14 protein-coding genes are annotated in these 15,783 nt (G+C 61.0%); 5 read left to right on the forward strand and 9 right to left on the reverse strand.

The genetic code is table 11. The features are described 5' to 3' along the window. Positions 1–58 precede the first annotated feature (58 nt). Entirely contained in the window at positions 59–997 is a 939-nt protein-coding gene (locus EI291_RS09850) for a hypothetical protein (protein WP_125419648.1), read from the reverse strand. Next, positions 990–1,889, reverse strand: coding sequence for a DUF58 domain-containing protein (locus EI291_RS09855; RefSeq protein ID WP_125419649.1), 900 nt, complete (start codon positions 1,887–1,889; stop codon positions 990–992). The genes EI291_RS09850 and EI291_RS09855 overlap by 8 nt, the downstream gene beginning before the upstream one ends. A gap of 37 nt (positions 1,890–1,926) precedes the next feature. Between EI291_RS09855 and EI291_RS09860 the strand changes: the two genes are divergently transcribed. Then, positions 1,927–2,313, forward strand: a complete 387-nt coding sequence (locus EI291_RS09860; RefSeq protein ID WP_170172590.1) for a DUF4296 domain-containing protein — start codon at positions 1,927–1,929, stop codon at positions 2,311–2,313. Positions 2,314–2,395: 82 nt separating this feature from the next. On the opposite strand, the gene EI291_RS09865 is transcribed toward EI291_RS09860, so the two are convergent. The 6 genes from EI291_RS09865 to egtB all read right to left on the reverse strand — a co-directional run bounded on the left by EI291_RS09865 (position 2,396) and on the right by egtB (position 8,537). Beyond that, positions 2,396–2,728, reverse strand: a complete 333-nt coding sequence (locus EI291_RS09865) for a tRNA-binding protein (protein ID WP_170172591.1) — start codon at positions 2,726–2,728, stop codon at positions 2,396–2,398. A 111-nt stretch (positions 2,729–2,839) separates the two neighbouring features. Next, positions 2,840–3,400: a DUF922 domain-containing protein gene (locus EI291_RS09870; protein ID WP_125419652.1), complete on the reverse strand. Its 561-nt coding sequence runs from the start codon at positions 3,398–3,400 to the stop codon at positions 2,840–2,842. Positions 3,401–3,472: 72 nt separating this feature from the next. Then, the gene (locus tag EI291_RS09875; RefSeq protein ID WP_125419653.1) at positions 3,473–4,846 is read right to left on the reverse strand and encodes an MATE family efflux transporter; all 1,374 of its coding nucleotides are present in this window, start codon (positions 4,844–4,846) and stop codon (positions 3,473–3,475) included. A gap of 84 nt (positions 4,847–4,930) precedes the next feature. Beyond that, complete coding sequence (locus EI291_RS09880; RefSeq protein WP_170172592.1) at positions 4,931–6,040, reverse strand: pyridoxal phosphate-dependent aminotransferase; 1,110 nt, start codon at positions 6,038–6,040, stop codon at positions 4,931–4,933. Positions 6,041–6,142: 102 nt separating this feature from the next. Beyond that, positions 6,143–7,141 carry an L-histidine N(alpha)-methyltransferase gene (gene egtD / locus EI291_RS09885; protein ID WP_125419655.1) on the reverse strand — a complete coding sequence of 333 codons (999 nt, stop codon included), beginning with the start codon at positions 7,139–7,141 and terminating at the stop codon, positions 6,143–6,145. 94 nt (positions 7,142–7,235) lie between these two features. After that, positions 7,236–8,537, reverse strand: a complete 1,302-nt coding sequence (gene egtB / locus EI291_RS09890) for an ergothioneine biosynthesis protein EgtB (RefSeq protein ID WP_170172593.1) — start codon at positions 8,535–8,537, stop codon at positions 7,236–7,238. Between the two features lie 265 nt (positions 8,538–8,802). Between egtB and EI291_RS09895 the strand changes: the two genes are divergently transcribed. The 3 genes from EI291_RS09895 to EI291_RS09905 all read left to right on the forward strand — a co-directional run bounded on the left by EI291_RS09895 (position 8,803) and on the right by EI291_RS09905 (position 11,879). Next, positions 8,803–9,036, forward strand: coding sequence for a KGG domain-containing protein (locus EI291_RS09895; RefSeq protein WP_125419656.1), 234 nt, complete (start codon positions 8,803–8,805; stop codon positions 9,034–9,036). A 157-nt stretch (positions 9,037–9,193) separates the two neighbouring features. Further along, on the forward strand, positions 9,194–10,264 hold the full coding sequence (locus EI291_RS09900) for an o-succinylbenzoate synthase (protein WP_125419657.1): 1,071 nt from the start codon (positions 9,194–9,196) through the stop codon (positions 10,262–10,264). 337 nt (positions 10,265–10,601) lie between these two features. Continuing rightward, entirely contained in the window at positions 10,602–11,879 is a 1,278-nt protein-coding gene (locus EI291_RS09905) for a pepsin/retropepsin-like aspartic protease family protein (protein WP_125419658.1), read from the forward strand. Here EI291_RS09905 and EI291_RS09910 read toward each other — a convergent pair. Next, positions 11,876–14,398, reverse strand: a complete 2,523-nt coding sequence (locus EI291_RS09910) for a reprolysin-like metallopeptidase (RefSeq protein ID WP_125419659.1) — start codon at positions 14,396–14,398, stop codon at positions 11,876–11,878. The genes EI291_RS09905 and EI291_RS09910 overlap by 4 nt on opposite strands. A gap of 214 nt (positions 14,399–14,612) precedes the next feature. On the opposite strand from EI291_RS09910, the gene EI291_RS09915 reads away from it, so the two are divergent. After that, positions 14,613–15,782, forward strand: coding sequence for a lysophospholipid acyltransferase family protein (locus EI291_RS09915; RefSeq protein ID WP_125419660.1), 1,170 nt, complete (start codon positions 14,613–14,615; stop codon positions 15,780–15,782). Position 15,783: the final 1 nt, after the last annotated feature.

Genomic DNA, 15,783 nt, shown 5'->3' on the forward strand with positions numbered 1-15,783 from the left:
AAGATCAAAAGTAAACAGGAAACGCGGGTTGCAGGGCCACGGGTCGGCGACCAAACAACTAGTTGGCGGCGTACACCTTTTGAAACTGCCGCTCGGCAAAGGTGCGCAGCAGCACGAAGGCTAGGTCGGTTTCCGTATCGTCTTCTGAAAACTGATTGCCATACACTACCCGGTCGGCAAGGCGCAGGGCCAGGCTTACATCGGCGTCGTTCTGGTAATGGGCCACAATTTCGCGGGTAGTCAGGCTGCTGATGTTGTTGTCTTCCAGGGTGGAGAGGTAGTTTTTCCAGAGCGTAATGGCGCGCTCCATGTTGGTAAGGGAGCGGGAGAGGGTGAAGCGCTCCACGTGGCGGGCATACTGGGCCAGGAAATACGCGTGGTTTTTCCGCAGCCGGTAGCGGCGGTAGCGGCTGCGCAGGCTGCGCCGGAAACCCAGCACCAGCCCGCCGGCTATCAGCAGGACCAGCGCCAGCCCGGCCAGCCAGTAGGGGTAATTGAATTGCTCCTGCACGGGCAGCAGCTGCAGGTTAGGGCGCAGCATGGGCGGGGCCTGTACATCGGTTTCGGGCGGTACGGTGCGCACCAGCCGCACCCGGGCCGGGGTGGTGGCCAGCAGCAGCGTGTCGCGGCCGCGCAGCAGGGTTACCGGCAGTGTGAGGGTCTGCACCGAGTCGAGGCTGAACGTGCGCAGACGGTACACGGCGCGGTCGAGGCTGCGGCCCTGGCGGGTGCGGGTAGGGTAGTAGCGCCGGCTTACGTACTCAAACGGGGCAAAATCGGCCGCCGAGTCGGGGAAGATGACGGCCAGTCCGGGCACATGGCGGTAGGTCAGCTCGTACTGTACAATCTCGCCCACCCGCACGCCCGGCCGCTGAAACGAGCCGTGCGGCAGGCTGTCGGGCAGGGTTTGGGCCGGGGCCAATAGCGGCATGCCCAGCAGCCACAGCAGTAGCAGCAGGCCTGCGCGTCGGTAGGTGCGGGCGGGTTGGCTATCCACGGGCACCGCGCTGGTTACGCCGCCGGAACAGATTCACCAGCTGCGGAATGAAGTCGGAATCGGTGGCAATGGAGAGGTATTCGGTGCGGTGGCGGCGGCAGATCTGGCCAATCTGCTCCCGGTTCTGCTCGTAGGTGGCCCGGTAGCGCGCCCGGAAAGCCGCCGATGAGGTATTGACCCACACCGTGCGGCCCGATTCCTGGTCGTGCAGCGGAATAATGCCCAGCGGCGGAAATTCCCGCTCCCGCTTGTCCAGCAGCTGCAGCACCACCAAATCGTGCTTGCGGGCCAGCATCGTCAGCTCCCGCTCGTATTCCGTGTCAATGAAATCCGAAATCAGCAGCACAATGGTACGGCGCTTGAGCAGTCCCAGGGCCTGCTTGATACCGGCGGCCACGGCCGTGCTGCGGCTGCGGGGCTCCAGCGCAAACAGCCGCTTAATGAGGGCATATGCGTGGCGCGTGCCTTTGCCGGGCGCTTGGTACAGCTCTTTTTGGTCGGAGAAAGCCAGAATACCCAACTGGGCATCCTGCCGGGCGGCGGCCAGGGCCAGCACCCCGCAGATTTCGCGGCCCACATCCAGCTTGCGGCGGCCTTCGGCCCCTACCTGCTGAGAGGCACTCACGTCCAGCAGCAGCAGCACCTGCTGCTCCCGCTCTTCCTTGTAAGTTTTGACGAACGTGCCATGCCCCTTGCTGGATACGGCCCAGTCGATGGCCCGCACCTCGTCGCCGTACTGGTAAAGGCGCACATCATCAAACTCCAGCCCGGTGCCTTTAAAAACCGAATGAAAATCGCCCTGCAATTGCGCATCCACCGCCTTCAGGATGCGTATTTCCATCTGGCGGAGCTTGCGTACAAGTTGCTGGAAAGGCGAATCGGCAGGTTTCATTTCGACTAAACTACGGCTTCCTCCTAACTTTGCTACCGTGAAACGATATTCCTTCCGTGCAGGGAGCTGGCTTTGTGCACTGGCTCTGCTGGTTACCGCTTGTCAGAAGCCCGAAGAAGTGCCGGTGCCGGCGCAGCTTATCCCCCGCGACAAGATGGTGAGCCTGCTGGTGGAGCTGCACCTGCTGGAGGCCCGCACCGATGCTGCCATTCTGCCCCAGGACTCGGCCCGGGCCCTGTTCCGGCAGCAGCAGAAAGACGTGTACTGGCGCTACGAGGTTACCGACTCGGCCTTCGTACAGAGCTACCGCTATTACGCCATCCACGACAAAGACCTGGACGAAATCTACTCCACCGTAGTCGACAGCCTGTCGCTGCGCGAAGCGCGGCTCACCACGCCTGGCAGCCCACCACCGCACCCGTAAGGTGAGCTGGTGAGATGGTGAGTTTGCCGTTCAGGCCTCCTGAATGGCGCTAGCAGAGCATTAAGCTCACCAGCTCACCATTTCACATCAGGCGGCTGCCGTTGGGAACGGGGCCGGCCAGGGCCGTCAGTACGATGTGGCCGTTGGCATCGGGGAGGCCGGTTACCAGCACTTCCGACATAAACGGGCCAATCTGCTTGGGCGGAAAGTTGACCACGCACAGCACCTGCCGGCCCACCAGGTCGGCGGGGGTGTAGTGGTGGGTTATCTGGGCGCTGGTTTTCTTCTGCCCGATTTCCGGACCCAAATCAATCAGCAGCTGATAGGCCGGCCGCCGGGCCTTCGGAAACTCCCGCGCTTCCAGAATCGTCCCGGCCCGGATATCAACCCGCTCAAATTCAGTCCAGGTGAGCATGCAGTGGATAATTGAATAGGTAAATTATTAGACTGTTGAGCGAGGGAAGGAGTTAGCCGGAAGAGTACTACGGGGCACTATTCCGTTCACCCAGCCAGCAATTCAGCTATATTATTTCAGGGCAAAGGCACTAAGGCTTTGCAGACGCTGCTGCACCTGCTGCTCCCAGGCCTGCTGGCGGGCGGCGTTGATGCCGTGGTTGGTTTCCTGGTCGTAGCGGGCCTCTTCGCGCTGCCAGGTCAGGAAGGCCATTTTGGTGATGTTGCTGAAAGCCGGCTGCAGCTTTTCGCAGTCGAGTTTCACCAGGCTCAGCTTCTGCCGCAGCAGGCGGGCATGCACCTCCGTCAGGTCGAAATGCACCTGCTCGTGCCGCAGCAGCGCCGCCGTAGCCTGCGCCGGGTGCCGCACCCACGACTCAGTGGGCCGGAATACAGCCTTCACCTGCGCCGAAAACTGGTAGTCGACGCAGCCGACCTTGGCGTCAATGGTAGACGAGGTAAGGGCCTCCAGCCGGTCGGAGTTGGGCCGGGCTTTGAAATCGGCCCAGGTAAGCGGGCGGCTGGCATTCCACTCCAGAGCAGGCGGTACAACCGGTGCCTGGGCTGTGGGCTGTTGAGAAGAGGGAATAGAAAGCAGACCAAGCAGCCAGAGCGGAGCAAAGGAAAAGAGCATTCGGGAGCTACGTAAGAGCAAAGGATATAATGCGGCAGACAAAAACCAGGCCGCTCCGGTACTATTGAGGGCTTAACGTACTGCCAGGGCCGGTTCGTTCACGGTCGAGGGCCGCAAGGTCCGCCGGCTCCGAAAGCGGGCCAGCAGCACTCCGGCTACCAGCGAGAGGCCCGTCAGCAGGCCTACCCACACGCCCGTGGTACCCCAGCCCAGCCGGAAGCCCAGCACGTACCCCAGCGGCAGAGCCACGGCCCAGTAGGCCAGCAGTGCCACAATGGAGGGTACTTTCACATCTTCCAGCCCCCGCAACGCCCCCAGGCCTACCACCTGCAACCCATCGGACACCTGGAAAGCGGCGGCAATCAGCAGCAGCGTACCGGCCTGGGCCACCACGGCCGGGTCGTGGTTGTAGTATTGCGGAATGGTGTGGCGGCCCAGCACCAGAATCAGGCCCATCAGGCTCATGAACAGAAAGGTAATGAGATAAGCCATGAAGCCGGCCTGGCGGGCCCCGGCGGGGTCGTGGGAGCCCAGGAGCTTGCCCACCCGAATAGTAGCCGCTGCTGCAATGCCACTAGCCGCCATGTACGTTACCGAGGCCACGTTGATGGCAATCTGGTGGGCGGCCAGCTGGGTGGCACCCAGCCAGCCAATCATGATGGCGGAAAAGCTGAAAGCCCCCATCTCAAAGGTCATCTGCACCCCAATGGGAGCACCCAGGCCCAGCAGGCGGCGCAGGCCGTCGGCATCGGGCAGCAGGCGTTGCGCGGCGGCCTCCCGGTAAGGGCGCAGTCGCACGGCCACCAGCACATACGCGGCCATGAGCACGGCCATAAGCACGCGGGCAATGAAGGTGGCCCAGGCCGCGCCCATCATGCCCATTTCCGGCAGGCCCAGCTTCCCGAACACCAGTCCGTAGCAGAGTACCGCATTCAGCACGTTGGCCTGCACCGAAAGCAGCATGGCCTGGCGGGTGAGGCCCAGACCTTCGGCGAACTGCTTAAAGCCTTGGAACACCATTAGCGGGAAAAACGACAGAAACATGACGCGCACCCAGGGTGCGGCCAGCGCCACCACTGCCTCCGGCTGCTGCAGGTGGGGGAGTACCAGCGGCACTACAAAGCCCAGCAACGCCAGCAGCAGTCCGGCCCCGGCACTCAGCCATACGCCGTTTACCAGCAGCCGACCCAGCCCCGGCACGTCGCGGCGGCCGTCGGCGGTGGCTACCAGCGGCGTAATGCCCATTGTAAGGCCCAGGCCCAGCACCATCACCACCGTGCTTACACTTACGCTCAACGATACAGCGGCCAGCGGCACTTTGCCGGTCTGGCCCACCACCATACTGTCGCACACGTTTACCAGCACGTGCCCGAGCTGGCTGAGCATGACCGGATACGCCAGATCAAGCGTGGGCCATAAATGGGAGCGAAAAGTGGAGCGAGACATAACGACAGCGGCAAAATACGGCCGCAAAGGTACAACGAAGCGGCCCCGATACCGGGGTAACTTTCGCAATGGCTCCGGGGCGGGTTATCGTGCTGCCGCGTGTTGCCGCAGTGCTATTGCAAGCCGGTTGAGCGCCTCCCGCAGCAGCGGCTCCGGCACCGCGTACGACAGCCGCACAAACCCCGGCGCTCCGCAGGTCGTCCCGTCTACCACCTCCACACCCGCCTGCCGCAGGTGGGTTACCAACTCCCGGGCGGCGTCCGCAACGGGCATTCCCGGTGTCAGATACGCCCGCAGGTCGGGGAAGGCATAATAGGTGGCTTCGGGCAGAAACGGCAGTACGCCGGGCAGCCGCTGCAGGTAGTCCAGCAGCAGGTTACGGCCCGTGTGCAGCTGGCTCACCAGCCCACTGGCCACACTGGCAGCACTCTGCGTAACGGCCAGCGCCGCGTACTGCGCCGGCACCGATGCAGCTCCGCCGGTGGCGTGGCGGTAAGCCGCACAACGTGCAGCCACCGCCGTGGGGGCTACCAGATATCCTACGCCCCAGCCAATGAGGGCTAGTGACTTGCTGAACCCGTTCACTACCAGATGCTGCCCGTGCGGGTCCGGAAACTCCAGCAGGGAGGGCGTGGGCTTCGTGGCAAAGCTTACCAGGTCATAGATTTCGTCGCTGAGTACGTACAGCTCCGGAAAGTCCCGGGTAACGGCCAGCAGCGAGGCCAGCTCCTCGTGGTGATATACCCGGCCGGTGGGGTTGTTGGGGTTTGAGAAGAGCAGCACCCGGGTATGCGGCGAAATAGCCGCCCGCAGCTGCTCCGGGTGCAGCGTGTAATTATCGTCGGGGCTGAGGGGCAGCTCCCGCACCACGCCGCCGGCCCGGCTCACCAGCTCCCCAAACCCAAACCAGTTGGGCGTGGGCAGCAGCACCTCGTCGCCGGGGCGTAATACGCAGGTCAGCAGAGCCGAGAGGGCGGCTTTGGCCCCAGGCGTCACCACTACGTGTTGCGGCTCTACATGCGTGGCTTCCAGCTGCTGGTAGCGGCGGGCAATGGCTTCGCGCAAAACTGGCAGGCCGGCGGCATCCGCAACGGGTAACTGCCCGGCCCGAATGCTGCGGATGGCGGCTTCGGCCGCAACACCCGGGGTCAGAAAGGAGCCGTAGCCGGAAGCTAGGCTGATGGAATCGGTCATGAAAACCACGGAAAAAACACCCGCTCCGGAACAGGCCGGGCGGCTGTACTGCAGAAGATGAAGACAGGCCGGGCCGTTGCCAGGCATAGGCAGCCAGCGGGATTACGCGGGCTGCAACAGTACATCGGCGAAGAAGTCCTGCTCATCGGTGAAGATGTGCTGAACGGCAAGGCCGGCGGTCTGGGCCAGTTCGGCAATACCCGGGCGGGTAAACTTATAGGAGTTTTCGGTGTGAATCATCTCCCAGGCCGCAAATTCCACCGGCCAGTCCAGCGCGTCAAAATGCACTGTCTGGGCGCGGGTACTCACCAGGAACGAGCGGACTGCGCCACTCAGCGGGTCGTAATCGGTGTAGTGCTGCCAGTGCTCCAGGTCGAAGTCGGCACCCAGCTCCCGGTTGAGGCGGTGCAGCAGGTTGAAGTTGAAGGCAGCCGTTACGCCCTGGCTGTCATCATACGCCGCCCGGATCTGACGCGGGTCCTTCTGCAAATCGAAACCTACCAATAACCGGTCGTCGGGGGTAAGCGGATGGGCCAGGTTGCGCAGAAACTGCAGCCGGTCCTCGGGCAGGAAGTTGCCGATGTTGGAGCCCAGAAACAGCACGGCTTTGCGGCCGGGGCGGGCGGCCATCAACCGCAGCGCATCGGCGTAATCAGCCACTACGGGCTCCACGCGCAACTCGGGCAGCTCAGCACGCAGACTGGCGGCCAGTCCATCCAGCGCCGCCGCCGAAATATCCACGGGTACGTAGGTAAACCGGGCCCCCGTTTGCAGCAGATGCCGTAGCAGAATCTTGGTTTTCAGCCCGTCGCCCGCCCCCAGCTCCAGCAGGAAAAACGGCTCTTCCAGGTGTTGCGGCCGCAGGGCCTCACTGATGGCCGCCTGATGGCGCGTGAGCAGCGCAAACTCAGTGCGGGTGGGATAGTATTCCGGTAGCGCCATAATCTGCTGAAACAGCCGGCTGCCCTCGTCATCGTAAAAATACATGGAGGAAAGCATCTTGAACGGGCGGCTCAGGCCCGTCCGGACATGATGGGCCAGATCAGAATTCGGCAGCTGGGCCACAGTAGTTGACTCAGGCGAGAGAGGAGAGGTGGGCATGTGAGAGAGAAGGAGGGAAAACAGGACAAGCAAAACAGCCCACAGGCTGGCAGAGAGGAAGCCGCCAAAGCATGAGTAAAGCGGAGTCCGGGACCTAGCGGGCCAGCCGGATACCCGTAAACTGCCAGCGTTTGTCGGCGTGGAAGAAATTGCGGTAGGTGAGCCGGATGTGGCTTTCCGGCGTAGCGCAGGAGCCGCCGCGCAGTACCAGCTGGTTCAGCATAAACTTGCCGTTGTACTCACCCAAAGCGCCGGCCGCGCGCTGGTAGCCGGGGTAGGGGTGGTACGCTGAGTAAGTCCACTCCCAGGCATCGCCCAGCAGCTGGTGGCACTGGTCGGCCGGGGCATCAGCAGGTAGCGGCTGCGGGTCGTAGAGGCCGCTTTCCAGAAAAGTGCCGGTAGTTGTATCATGCTGAAACCGGCGGGCCGCAATTTCCCATTCCTGCTCGGTGGGCAGACGGCAGCCACGCCAGTGGGCGTAGGCATCGGCCTCGTAGAAGCTGATGTGCGTAACGGGAGCCGCCAGGTTTACCGGCTGCAGCCCCTGGTGGGTGAACCGATGCCAGGTGCCGTGGTGCAGCACCCAGTACAGCGGAGCTTCCCAACCTTGCTGCTGCGCCAAATCCCAGCCTTCGCCCAGCCAATACTGAAAATTCCGGTAGCCGCCGGCCTCCATAAATTCCAGGTACTCGCTGTTGGTCACCAGCCGGTTTTGTAGTTCAAAATCGGCCACGTAGGTATCGTGCGGGGCCTGCTCATTGTCAAAGCAGAATCCTTGTCCTTCGAAGCCAATGCGGTGAAGGCCGCCAGCAACGGGCAGCCAGCTTACGGGCGGAGCCGGGGCCTGTGGTGCTGCCGGGGCGGCGGGCTGATACGCCGGAGCCAGAGGGCTGGTACTCAGAATGTATTTGATATCAGTAACCAGCAGTTCCTGGTGCTGCTGCTCATGCTGCAGGCCCAGCTCCACCAGCTCGCGGGCCGCCTCCGGCAGTAAGCCGGGCTGCCGGAGCAGCTGCTGCATGTGGGTATTTACGAACTCCCGGTATGCATACACCTCCTGCAAAGCCGGCCTCGACAGCGTGCCCCGGTCGGCGCGGTTCACGCGGGAGCCCAGCGAGTTGTAATAGGAGTTGAAGAGGTAAGCGTAATCCGGATGAAAAACGGTGTAGTCTGGTAGGTAGGGTTTCAGCAGGAAGGTTTCCCAGAACCACGTAGTGTGGGCCAGATGCCATTTCGGCGGGCTTACATCCAGCATGGGCTGAACTACCGTGTCTTCGGGCAGCAGGGGCCGGCACAAGGCCTCAGTCTGATGCCGCACGGCGGCAAAGCGGGAAGAGGCATCAGCTGTGGGTTGGGACAGATCAGCAACCGGTACGGAGGCAATGGATACAGACATAAGCAGAGAAGCAGGCCGGGTAGTATATTACTGGATAACGGCAAACCCGGGCAGTAGTTTTCAGCTGTGCTGAGGATTTGAGGTTGTCAGGTAATATCAGGAGCTGCTCCGTATAACTACGGAGTAGCTCCTCAGTACAAAGTGGTATTCTGGTGCAATAAACTGGTATTTCAGGGATTGGAGGTATGCCTGCCGCAACACTGAGACGTAAAATGACGACTCTCCCACATTGCCACATGTCATTTCTCTTACACCCAACCCAGCTATGAACACCAAACTCACCAACAAAGCCGCCGCCGAAACACCCGTTGCCAAACGCCCGCGCGGCTTTGCGGCCATGGATGCAGCTACGCAGCGCCGTATTGCCAGCGAAGGTGGCCGAGCCTCGCACCTGAGCGGCCGCGGACATCGTTTTACCTCAGAAGAAGCCCGTGCAGCCGGCCGAAAGGGGGGCCAGGCTAGTCGCGGTAGCGGCACTCGGGGCACCGCCGCAGAATAACGCCTACACTGAGGAGGCCGACGGAACCGGTTTTGCCGGTTCCGTCGCTGATAGTGCGCCGCCCGCCGGCCGGTTTTCCGGGCCGGGGGCGGCGTCGGCGTTTTGTGCTGGGTTGTATATTGCCGCCGTTCATGTCAGTCGTTTTGGTTTTCTGCCTATGCTCCAGCTACGCTATTCCCGGCGTGATTTGCGCTTCAATTTTCCCGCTCGTACCTCGCGCGGAGCCCTCACGGAGCATACGGCTTATTACCTGTACCTGGAGCACAGCGGGCAGCCCGAGGTAGTGGGCATCGGGGAGGCAGCGCCGCTGGCCGGCCTCAGCCCCGATTATCGGCCCGATTTTGAAGCCACGCTGGAAGGATTTGTGCGGGAGTTCAACCGGCGGCAGCTGCGTGAGCTACTGCCGGCGGAAGCCGTTGAGCTGGTGGGCCCGGAATGGCCTGCCCTCCGCTTTGCGCTGGAAACGGCCACGCTCGACTGGCAGCAGGGCGGCCGGCACCGGCTCTACGATAATGCCTTCAGCCGAGGTGAAGCAGGCGTACCCATCAACGGGCTGGTATGGATGGGCGACGCCGGCTTTATGCGGGAACAGATTGAGAAAAAGCTGGCCGATGGCTATGCCTGTCTGAAGCTGAAAATAGGCGGGCTCGACTTCGCAACGGAGCTGGCCATTCTGGCCGAAATACGTGCCCTGGCCGGCCCGGAGCGCCTTACTCTGCGCGTAGATGCCAATGGGGCATTCAGTCCTGCCGAGGCCCTGCCTAAACTGGAGCAGTTGGCCCGCTTTCAGCTGCACTCCATCGAGCAGCCCATCCGGGCGGGGCAGTGGGAGCAGATGGCCGAAGTATGCCGGGCTTCTCCGGTGCCGGTGGCGCTGGATGAGGAGCTCATCGGCCTCACCGAGCCTGCGCAGCAACAGGAGCTGCTGGCTCTCACGCAACCGGCGTACATCATACTGAAACCTACGCTGCTGGGAGGCCTGCAGGCAAGCCAGCGCTGGATGGGGCTGGCAGAGGAGCAGGGTATCGGCTGGTGGCTTACCTCGGCGCTGGAGTCCAATGTGGGGCTAAATGCCATCAGCCAGCTGGCTGGCTCATTCGCCACGCCCGGCTTTCCGCAGGGCCTGGGCACCGGACAGCTGTACCACAACAACGTTGCCTCGCCCCTACACATCCGCAACGGCTACCTGCACTACAGCCCCCGCACCGAATGGGAGGTGCCGGAATAGGCAAAACACAGCTGAATATATATTTAATTACATATTGAACTATCCGGGTGTTATAAAAAATCAAAAATTACACAGCCAAAGCAGTTGTAAGGTATCTTACGGATAACACTTATTGTAACTACAGGATATGCGAGTCTATGGTCGTTATTCGGATAAGTGCCTAGCTGGATGCGCAGAATAACTGATAGATGGGTTATAGTGCAGCGCTACGGATGCTGCCGAAATCTTACTTTCAACCGAGCCGGACAGGCAATAACACGCGGGTGCTTTTCGAGCGGCAGATCGGTGCAATAGTTGGGTTTTTTCAGTAACTTACCAGAGTTCATTTCCTCTGGTTATGCTGCTGCAAATCTGTGCGCTGGTGTTTGCGGGCCGTGGCCGTCCGGCCTGGCTTTGTATGCTGCTGCTGCTGCTGGTTTTTGGTTGTGCTCAGGCGCAAACAGCCGCCTTCCGCTTCAAAAAACCCGGCGTCCATCAGGCGCAGATCCCCTTTGTGCTGCAGCGCAACCTGATTGTACTGGAAACCTGGCTGAATGGCAAAGGCCCATACAATTTCCTGCTGGATACGGGCATTGGCACTTCCCTCATCACCGACCCCTACGTGGGGCAGGAATTGAACCTGGCTATGGAGGGCCGGTTTCTGGTAGCCGGTGCCGGCGAGGAGCGCCCGCTGGAAGCTTTTCAGGTTCCGGGCGTGGCTGTGCGCCTGCCGGGTGGGGCTGAGGCCCCGGAGCTGCCTTTCCTGATTCTCTCAGACGATGTATTGAACCTGTCTGGATACGTGGGCATGCCTATTCATGGGTTGCTGGGCTCTGATGTGTTCCGCAGCTTTGTGGTGGAAATTGACCCCGAGCAGCAGTTGCTTACTCTGCATAAGCCCGCCCAGTACCGGGCCCCGCGGGGCCGACGCTGGGCCCGTATTCCGTTGGATATGGAAGGCCGGAAAACATACCTGACCGTACCTGTGCAACTGAGTGCATCACTCACCCTGCCGCTGAAGCTGGTGCTGGATACCGGAGCCGGCCACGCCCTTTCACTCGAAACCACTTCCGATGCCCGTCTGCAGGTGCCTGTCACGCATCTTCGGACTCCGCTGGGCCGTGGCCTGAATGGGAATATCAACGGCTGCCTGGGCCGGATACCCGCGCTTCAGCTGGGTCAGTACAAACTGCCGGCACTTATTACCTCTTTTCCCGATGCCGCTGACGTAGCTCAGCGGGCCGAAACGCCCCGCAACGGAAATATGGGCTTTGAACTGCTCAAACGCTTCAAAGTAATTATCGACTACGAGCACAATATGCTAATGCTCAAGCCGAATAGCACCTTCAAAGAGCCCTTTGAGCATGATATGTGCGGCTTCGACCTGCTGGCTACCGGGCCCGATTACCGCAGGTATAAGATACTGCGGATTGAGCCGGATGGCCCGGCATTCCATGCCGGGCTCCGGGTAGGCGACGAAATTCTGTCAATTAACCTGATGCCTGCTGAGTATTTCAACCTGAATCAGTTCAGCCGGCTATTGCACTCCGAAGACGGGCGTCGGCTGCTGTTTGTGGTGCGGCATACCGATGGTGAGCTATTCACCACCACCGTACAGCTAAAACGCCAGATTTAAGGGCGTAGCAGCACTCGCCCCTGCGTGGCCGGCCGGCCATCCACGGTAAGCTGCCACATATACAGGCCCGCCGGTACGGCAGGCAATGTCAGCGGAACATCGGTTTTACCGGCTGCCAGGGCTAGTGGCGGCTGGGTGGCGACCGGGCGTCCTAGTACATCATACAACGTCACTTGCGCCGTGCCAGCCGTTGGTAGCTCAACAGTGATGGTGCCCTGGCCCGCTGGTAGTGGGTTTGGCCAGATGCTGGCTGCAACGGCGGGTACCCTGATCAGTACGCTTTGTACGCTGCTGAAGCTACCCGTTTGCCCGCCTTCATCCAGTTGGTGAAGCCGCACGTACCAGCGGCCGGCACCCAGGTCGGGCACGCGCAGCGCATAGCTCTGGCTTTGGGTGGTGCTGCCTTGGCCTGCTACAAAAGCCACTTTCCTGAACTCTTGGTCATCAGGGCCCTGCAACTGCACCTCGAAGCCGGCGTTATGCACTTCCTGGGCAGTAGTCCAGTGCAGCAGGGCGGTAGTGCCTTCCGCTGCTGCAGTAAACCGGGTGAGGGTCACCGGGAGCGGGCCACTCAGGGTAATATCCGCGTTATTAATATCGAAGAAAATATTACCGACCGCCTCCACGCGCAGTCGCCCCGTGGAAGTACGCACGTTGGGGAAGACCACCCCCTGACTACCGTCGTTGGGAGTGTTGGCTGCCAGCACATACGGAAACGTCTGGCCCCCATCCGTAGAAAACAAGATGCGGACGTTGGCCGCGTTGATAGGGGCGGAAGTGGTATTGTTGACGCTCCAGGTAACAGTAAAAGTGCTGAGCGGGGCCTGGGTAATGGCCGAGTTGGCCGTAGTAATAAGGAATGGCCCGGCGGCGGTAGTGTTGACGGCAGTGCTGGCGGAGCCCACACCGCCGCCGCCGGGCCGGTTGTCGCGGGCAGTCAGGCGGAAGTTCATGGTGCGGGCTACCGTGGGCAGTGTCTCCCCTATGGTAGCAGTGTTGCTCAAAATATCGGTGAGGCGCGGAAACGTGCGCGTGCCAGTGGAAACCGGCGCAAAGGCCCGAAATAACGGTGCCGTGGTACTGGTAGCCGCCGCCGCGGGCGCTCCGCCCTGGCTGCTCTGGTCCATCTGCTCCCAGGCGTAAGTGAGGGCGTCGCCATTGGCATCCGTAGCCGAGCCGGTAAGAGTGAACGGAGTGCCCTGCGGAATGGTGTAGCTGGCCCCGGCCGTTACCACGGGGGCTTGGTTGCCGGTACTGGTGTAAACCGGGCAGGCCCCACCGTAGTTGGTGCGGGTATCCAGCACATAGCTGCGGATTTCATCCTGGCTGATGGCGTGAAAATAGGGGTCGGAGTTGCTCTGGACGTTGTCGGCACCGCAAATGCCGGCGTAGGCCATAATGGTGGTGCCGCTGCCGGGCTCCATGGCAGTTTGTCGGTTGCGGTTGCCGTTGCAGCTACCCGTTACACTGTTGAAGGTGTGGTTGCCGCCGAACTGGTGCCCCATTTCGTGAGCTACATAGTCTACATAAAATCCGTCGCCCCGGGGATTGGGTAAGCCAGTAACGCCCTGGGCTTTTATGTTCACGTCGCATACGGCCTGCAGGGCCGCAATACCGCCGCCGCCCGTGCTGAACACGTGTCCGATATCATACCGCGCCGTCCCGATTACTGCATCCACGTTAGCCTGGTTTTCACCGAGCATTGCCGAGCCGTCATCGTTGGTGTATGGGTCAGTAGCGGCACTGAGATAAATCAGCTGGTCGTTGTTCCCAATTAGTACCAACCGAATAGCCAGCTCCTTCTCATAGATGCCCGTCACGCGGTTAATAGCCGTTACCATAGCCGCCAGCACGTTGAGCTTGGTGGTTGCCACGGCGGGCGTGGCATTGGCGGTTACCGCCGTGGCATACTCCCCGGTGCACGCCAGTGCCAGCCGGTAAGTCAGCAGCGTGCTGCCGAAAGCGGCTGCCTGGCCACGGTTGGCCACGGTAGGCTGCTTGGCGGTCGAAGCTGGTAGCGTACAGGACCACGATGCTGACGATGACGCAGTTCGACTGGCGTACAGGCCAGCTGCCGCATCAACTGGCTCAATAACCACCTTGCCCACCGGGCTGCCCAGCAGCAGGCCGTGAAAGCCCTGCGGCGTCAAATCAAACCGGGCCGAAACTGCAGGGTTCTGCAGACTCTGGCCGGCATACGTCTGAATGGCCGGATAGCGGGCCGCCAGCTCCGGGGCCATTACGGGCACCCGCCACACCCTGAAATTTTCAACGGAGCCATCAGGTAGCGGCACAGGTAGCAGGATGCCTGCTGCTGCCTGTGTCTCGGGTGGAGCAGTACGCAACGTGGCTTCCAGGGCAGAAGCCTCAACTGCTATAGTAAGCCCACCAACTTGCCGGTGAGCCGCTGATACCGGATGCCATGCTACCGGATTGGTGTGAGCAGCGGGGTGCTGGGCGGCGGCAATGGCCACACTGAGCCAGCCTAAGCCCCCTGTGAGGAGTAAGCGTGCAATCATACAAGGTCAGCAGATAATCAGGGGGCAATGTATAATAAAATAATATTTATAAATATTTGAACTTGTTAAATATTTATAAGAACCAATATTTATTTGATTGGTGTGTCCCATCCTGCTTTACTCCTGATAAGTAGCGGCTGAGTTGGCAAAATCAGTACATTAGAAGCCCATCCAAAGGGGATATTCCCACTGCTGCTGCCCCACCCACCCTCGTATGGCTCATCCTGCTGCTGCACTGCCTCAACTGCCACCCGCTATTCAGGCCAATCAGCATATCTATTCCGATTACTTTGATGAGCACTTTGTAGAAACCCTGGACCGCAACGTGCTGCAGCTGTTGGATCGGGTGTGGTTTCGCTCCAAGCTGGTCGGGTTCGAGGACTACCCGCAGCGCAACAACCCCGAGCGGCCCCTGATTTTTGCCTCCAATCACTCGGGCATGGCTTTTCCCTGGGATGCCATTGTGGCCCTCTCGCACCTGTGGCGCGTGCTGCCCAACCTGCGCGACCTGCCCCGGCCGCTCTCGGCGCCTATGCTGTCCCAGTCGGCCCTGATGAACCCGTTTTTGGTGAAGGACTTCTGGAAGCGCTGCGGCTGCGTGGATGCCACCACGCTCAATTTCGAAACCATGATGTTCTACAACGACCACAACCTGATGCTGTACCCCGAGGGCGTACCTGGCATTGGCAAGGGGTTCAACAACAAGTACCAGCTGCAGCGGCTGGCCACCAGCATCGTGCGTCTGGGTATTCAGCACCGCACCGATATCATTCCGTTCTACACCATCAACGGGGAGTACCTCAACCCTTACACTTATAGCTGGGCCTGGGTAAACAGGCTGAGCAAGAAAATCGGCATTCCGTTTATTCCGATGGGGCCGGTTATTCTGCTGGTGCTGCTGCAGCCCTGGTTTTTCTACATGGCGTTTCCGGCCAAGCTCACCTTTGTGCTGGGCACCCGCATCAAGCCCTATGAGCTGACGGACAAAACCACCGACGAGCTTACCCGCGAGGAGTACGAGGCGCTGGCCAACGAGGTGCGCGGCCGTATGCAGAAGGAAATGGATGCCGCCGTGCAGCAGCACGGGCAGCACCCATACCGCTGGCGGGAGCTGTGGCAGTGCATCAAAGCCAACTGGCGCTACTTCCCGTTTTTCCTGCCTTGGGCCTGGCCGGCGCTGTTCCAGGAGTTTGAGCGCCAATACCTGCGCCACGGCCAGCGCGACTTCGACCTGGATTTGGGCAGCCCCGGCACATACTGGCGGATGCTGTGGCGCAACCCCTTTACCCTCACGTTCTTTATTCCCGTACTAGGCTGGATTCCGATTGCCATTCGGGGCTATAAAGGCCACCGCCTGGGTAAAAAGAACCAAACGCCCCGGTAAG

The organism is Hymenobacter rigui, assembly GCF_003944715.1.
In the GTDB taxonomy this organism is placed as follows: domain Bacteria; phylum Bacteroidota; class Bacteroidia; order Cytophagales; family Hymenobacteraceae; genus Hymenobacter; species Hymenobacter rigui.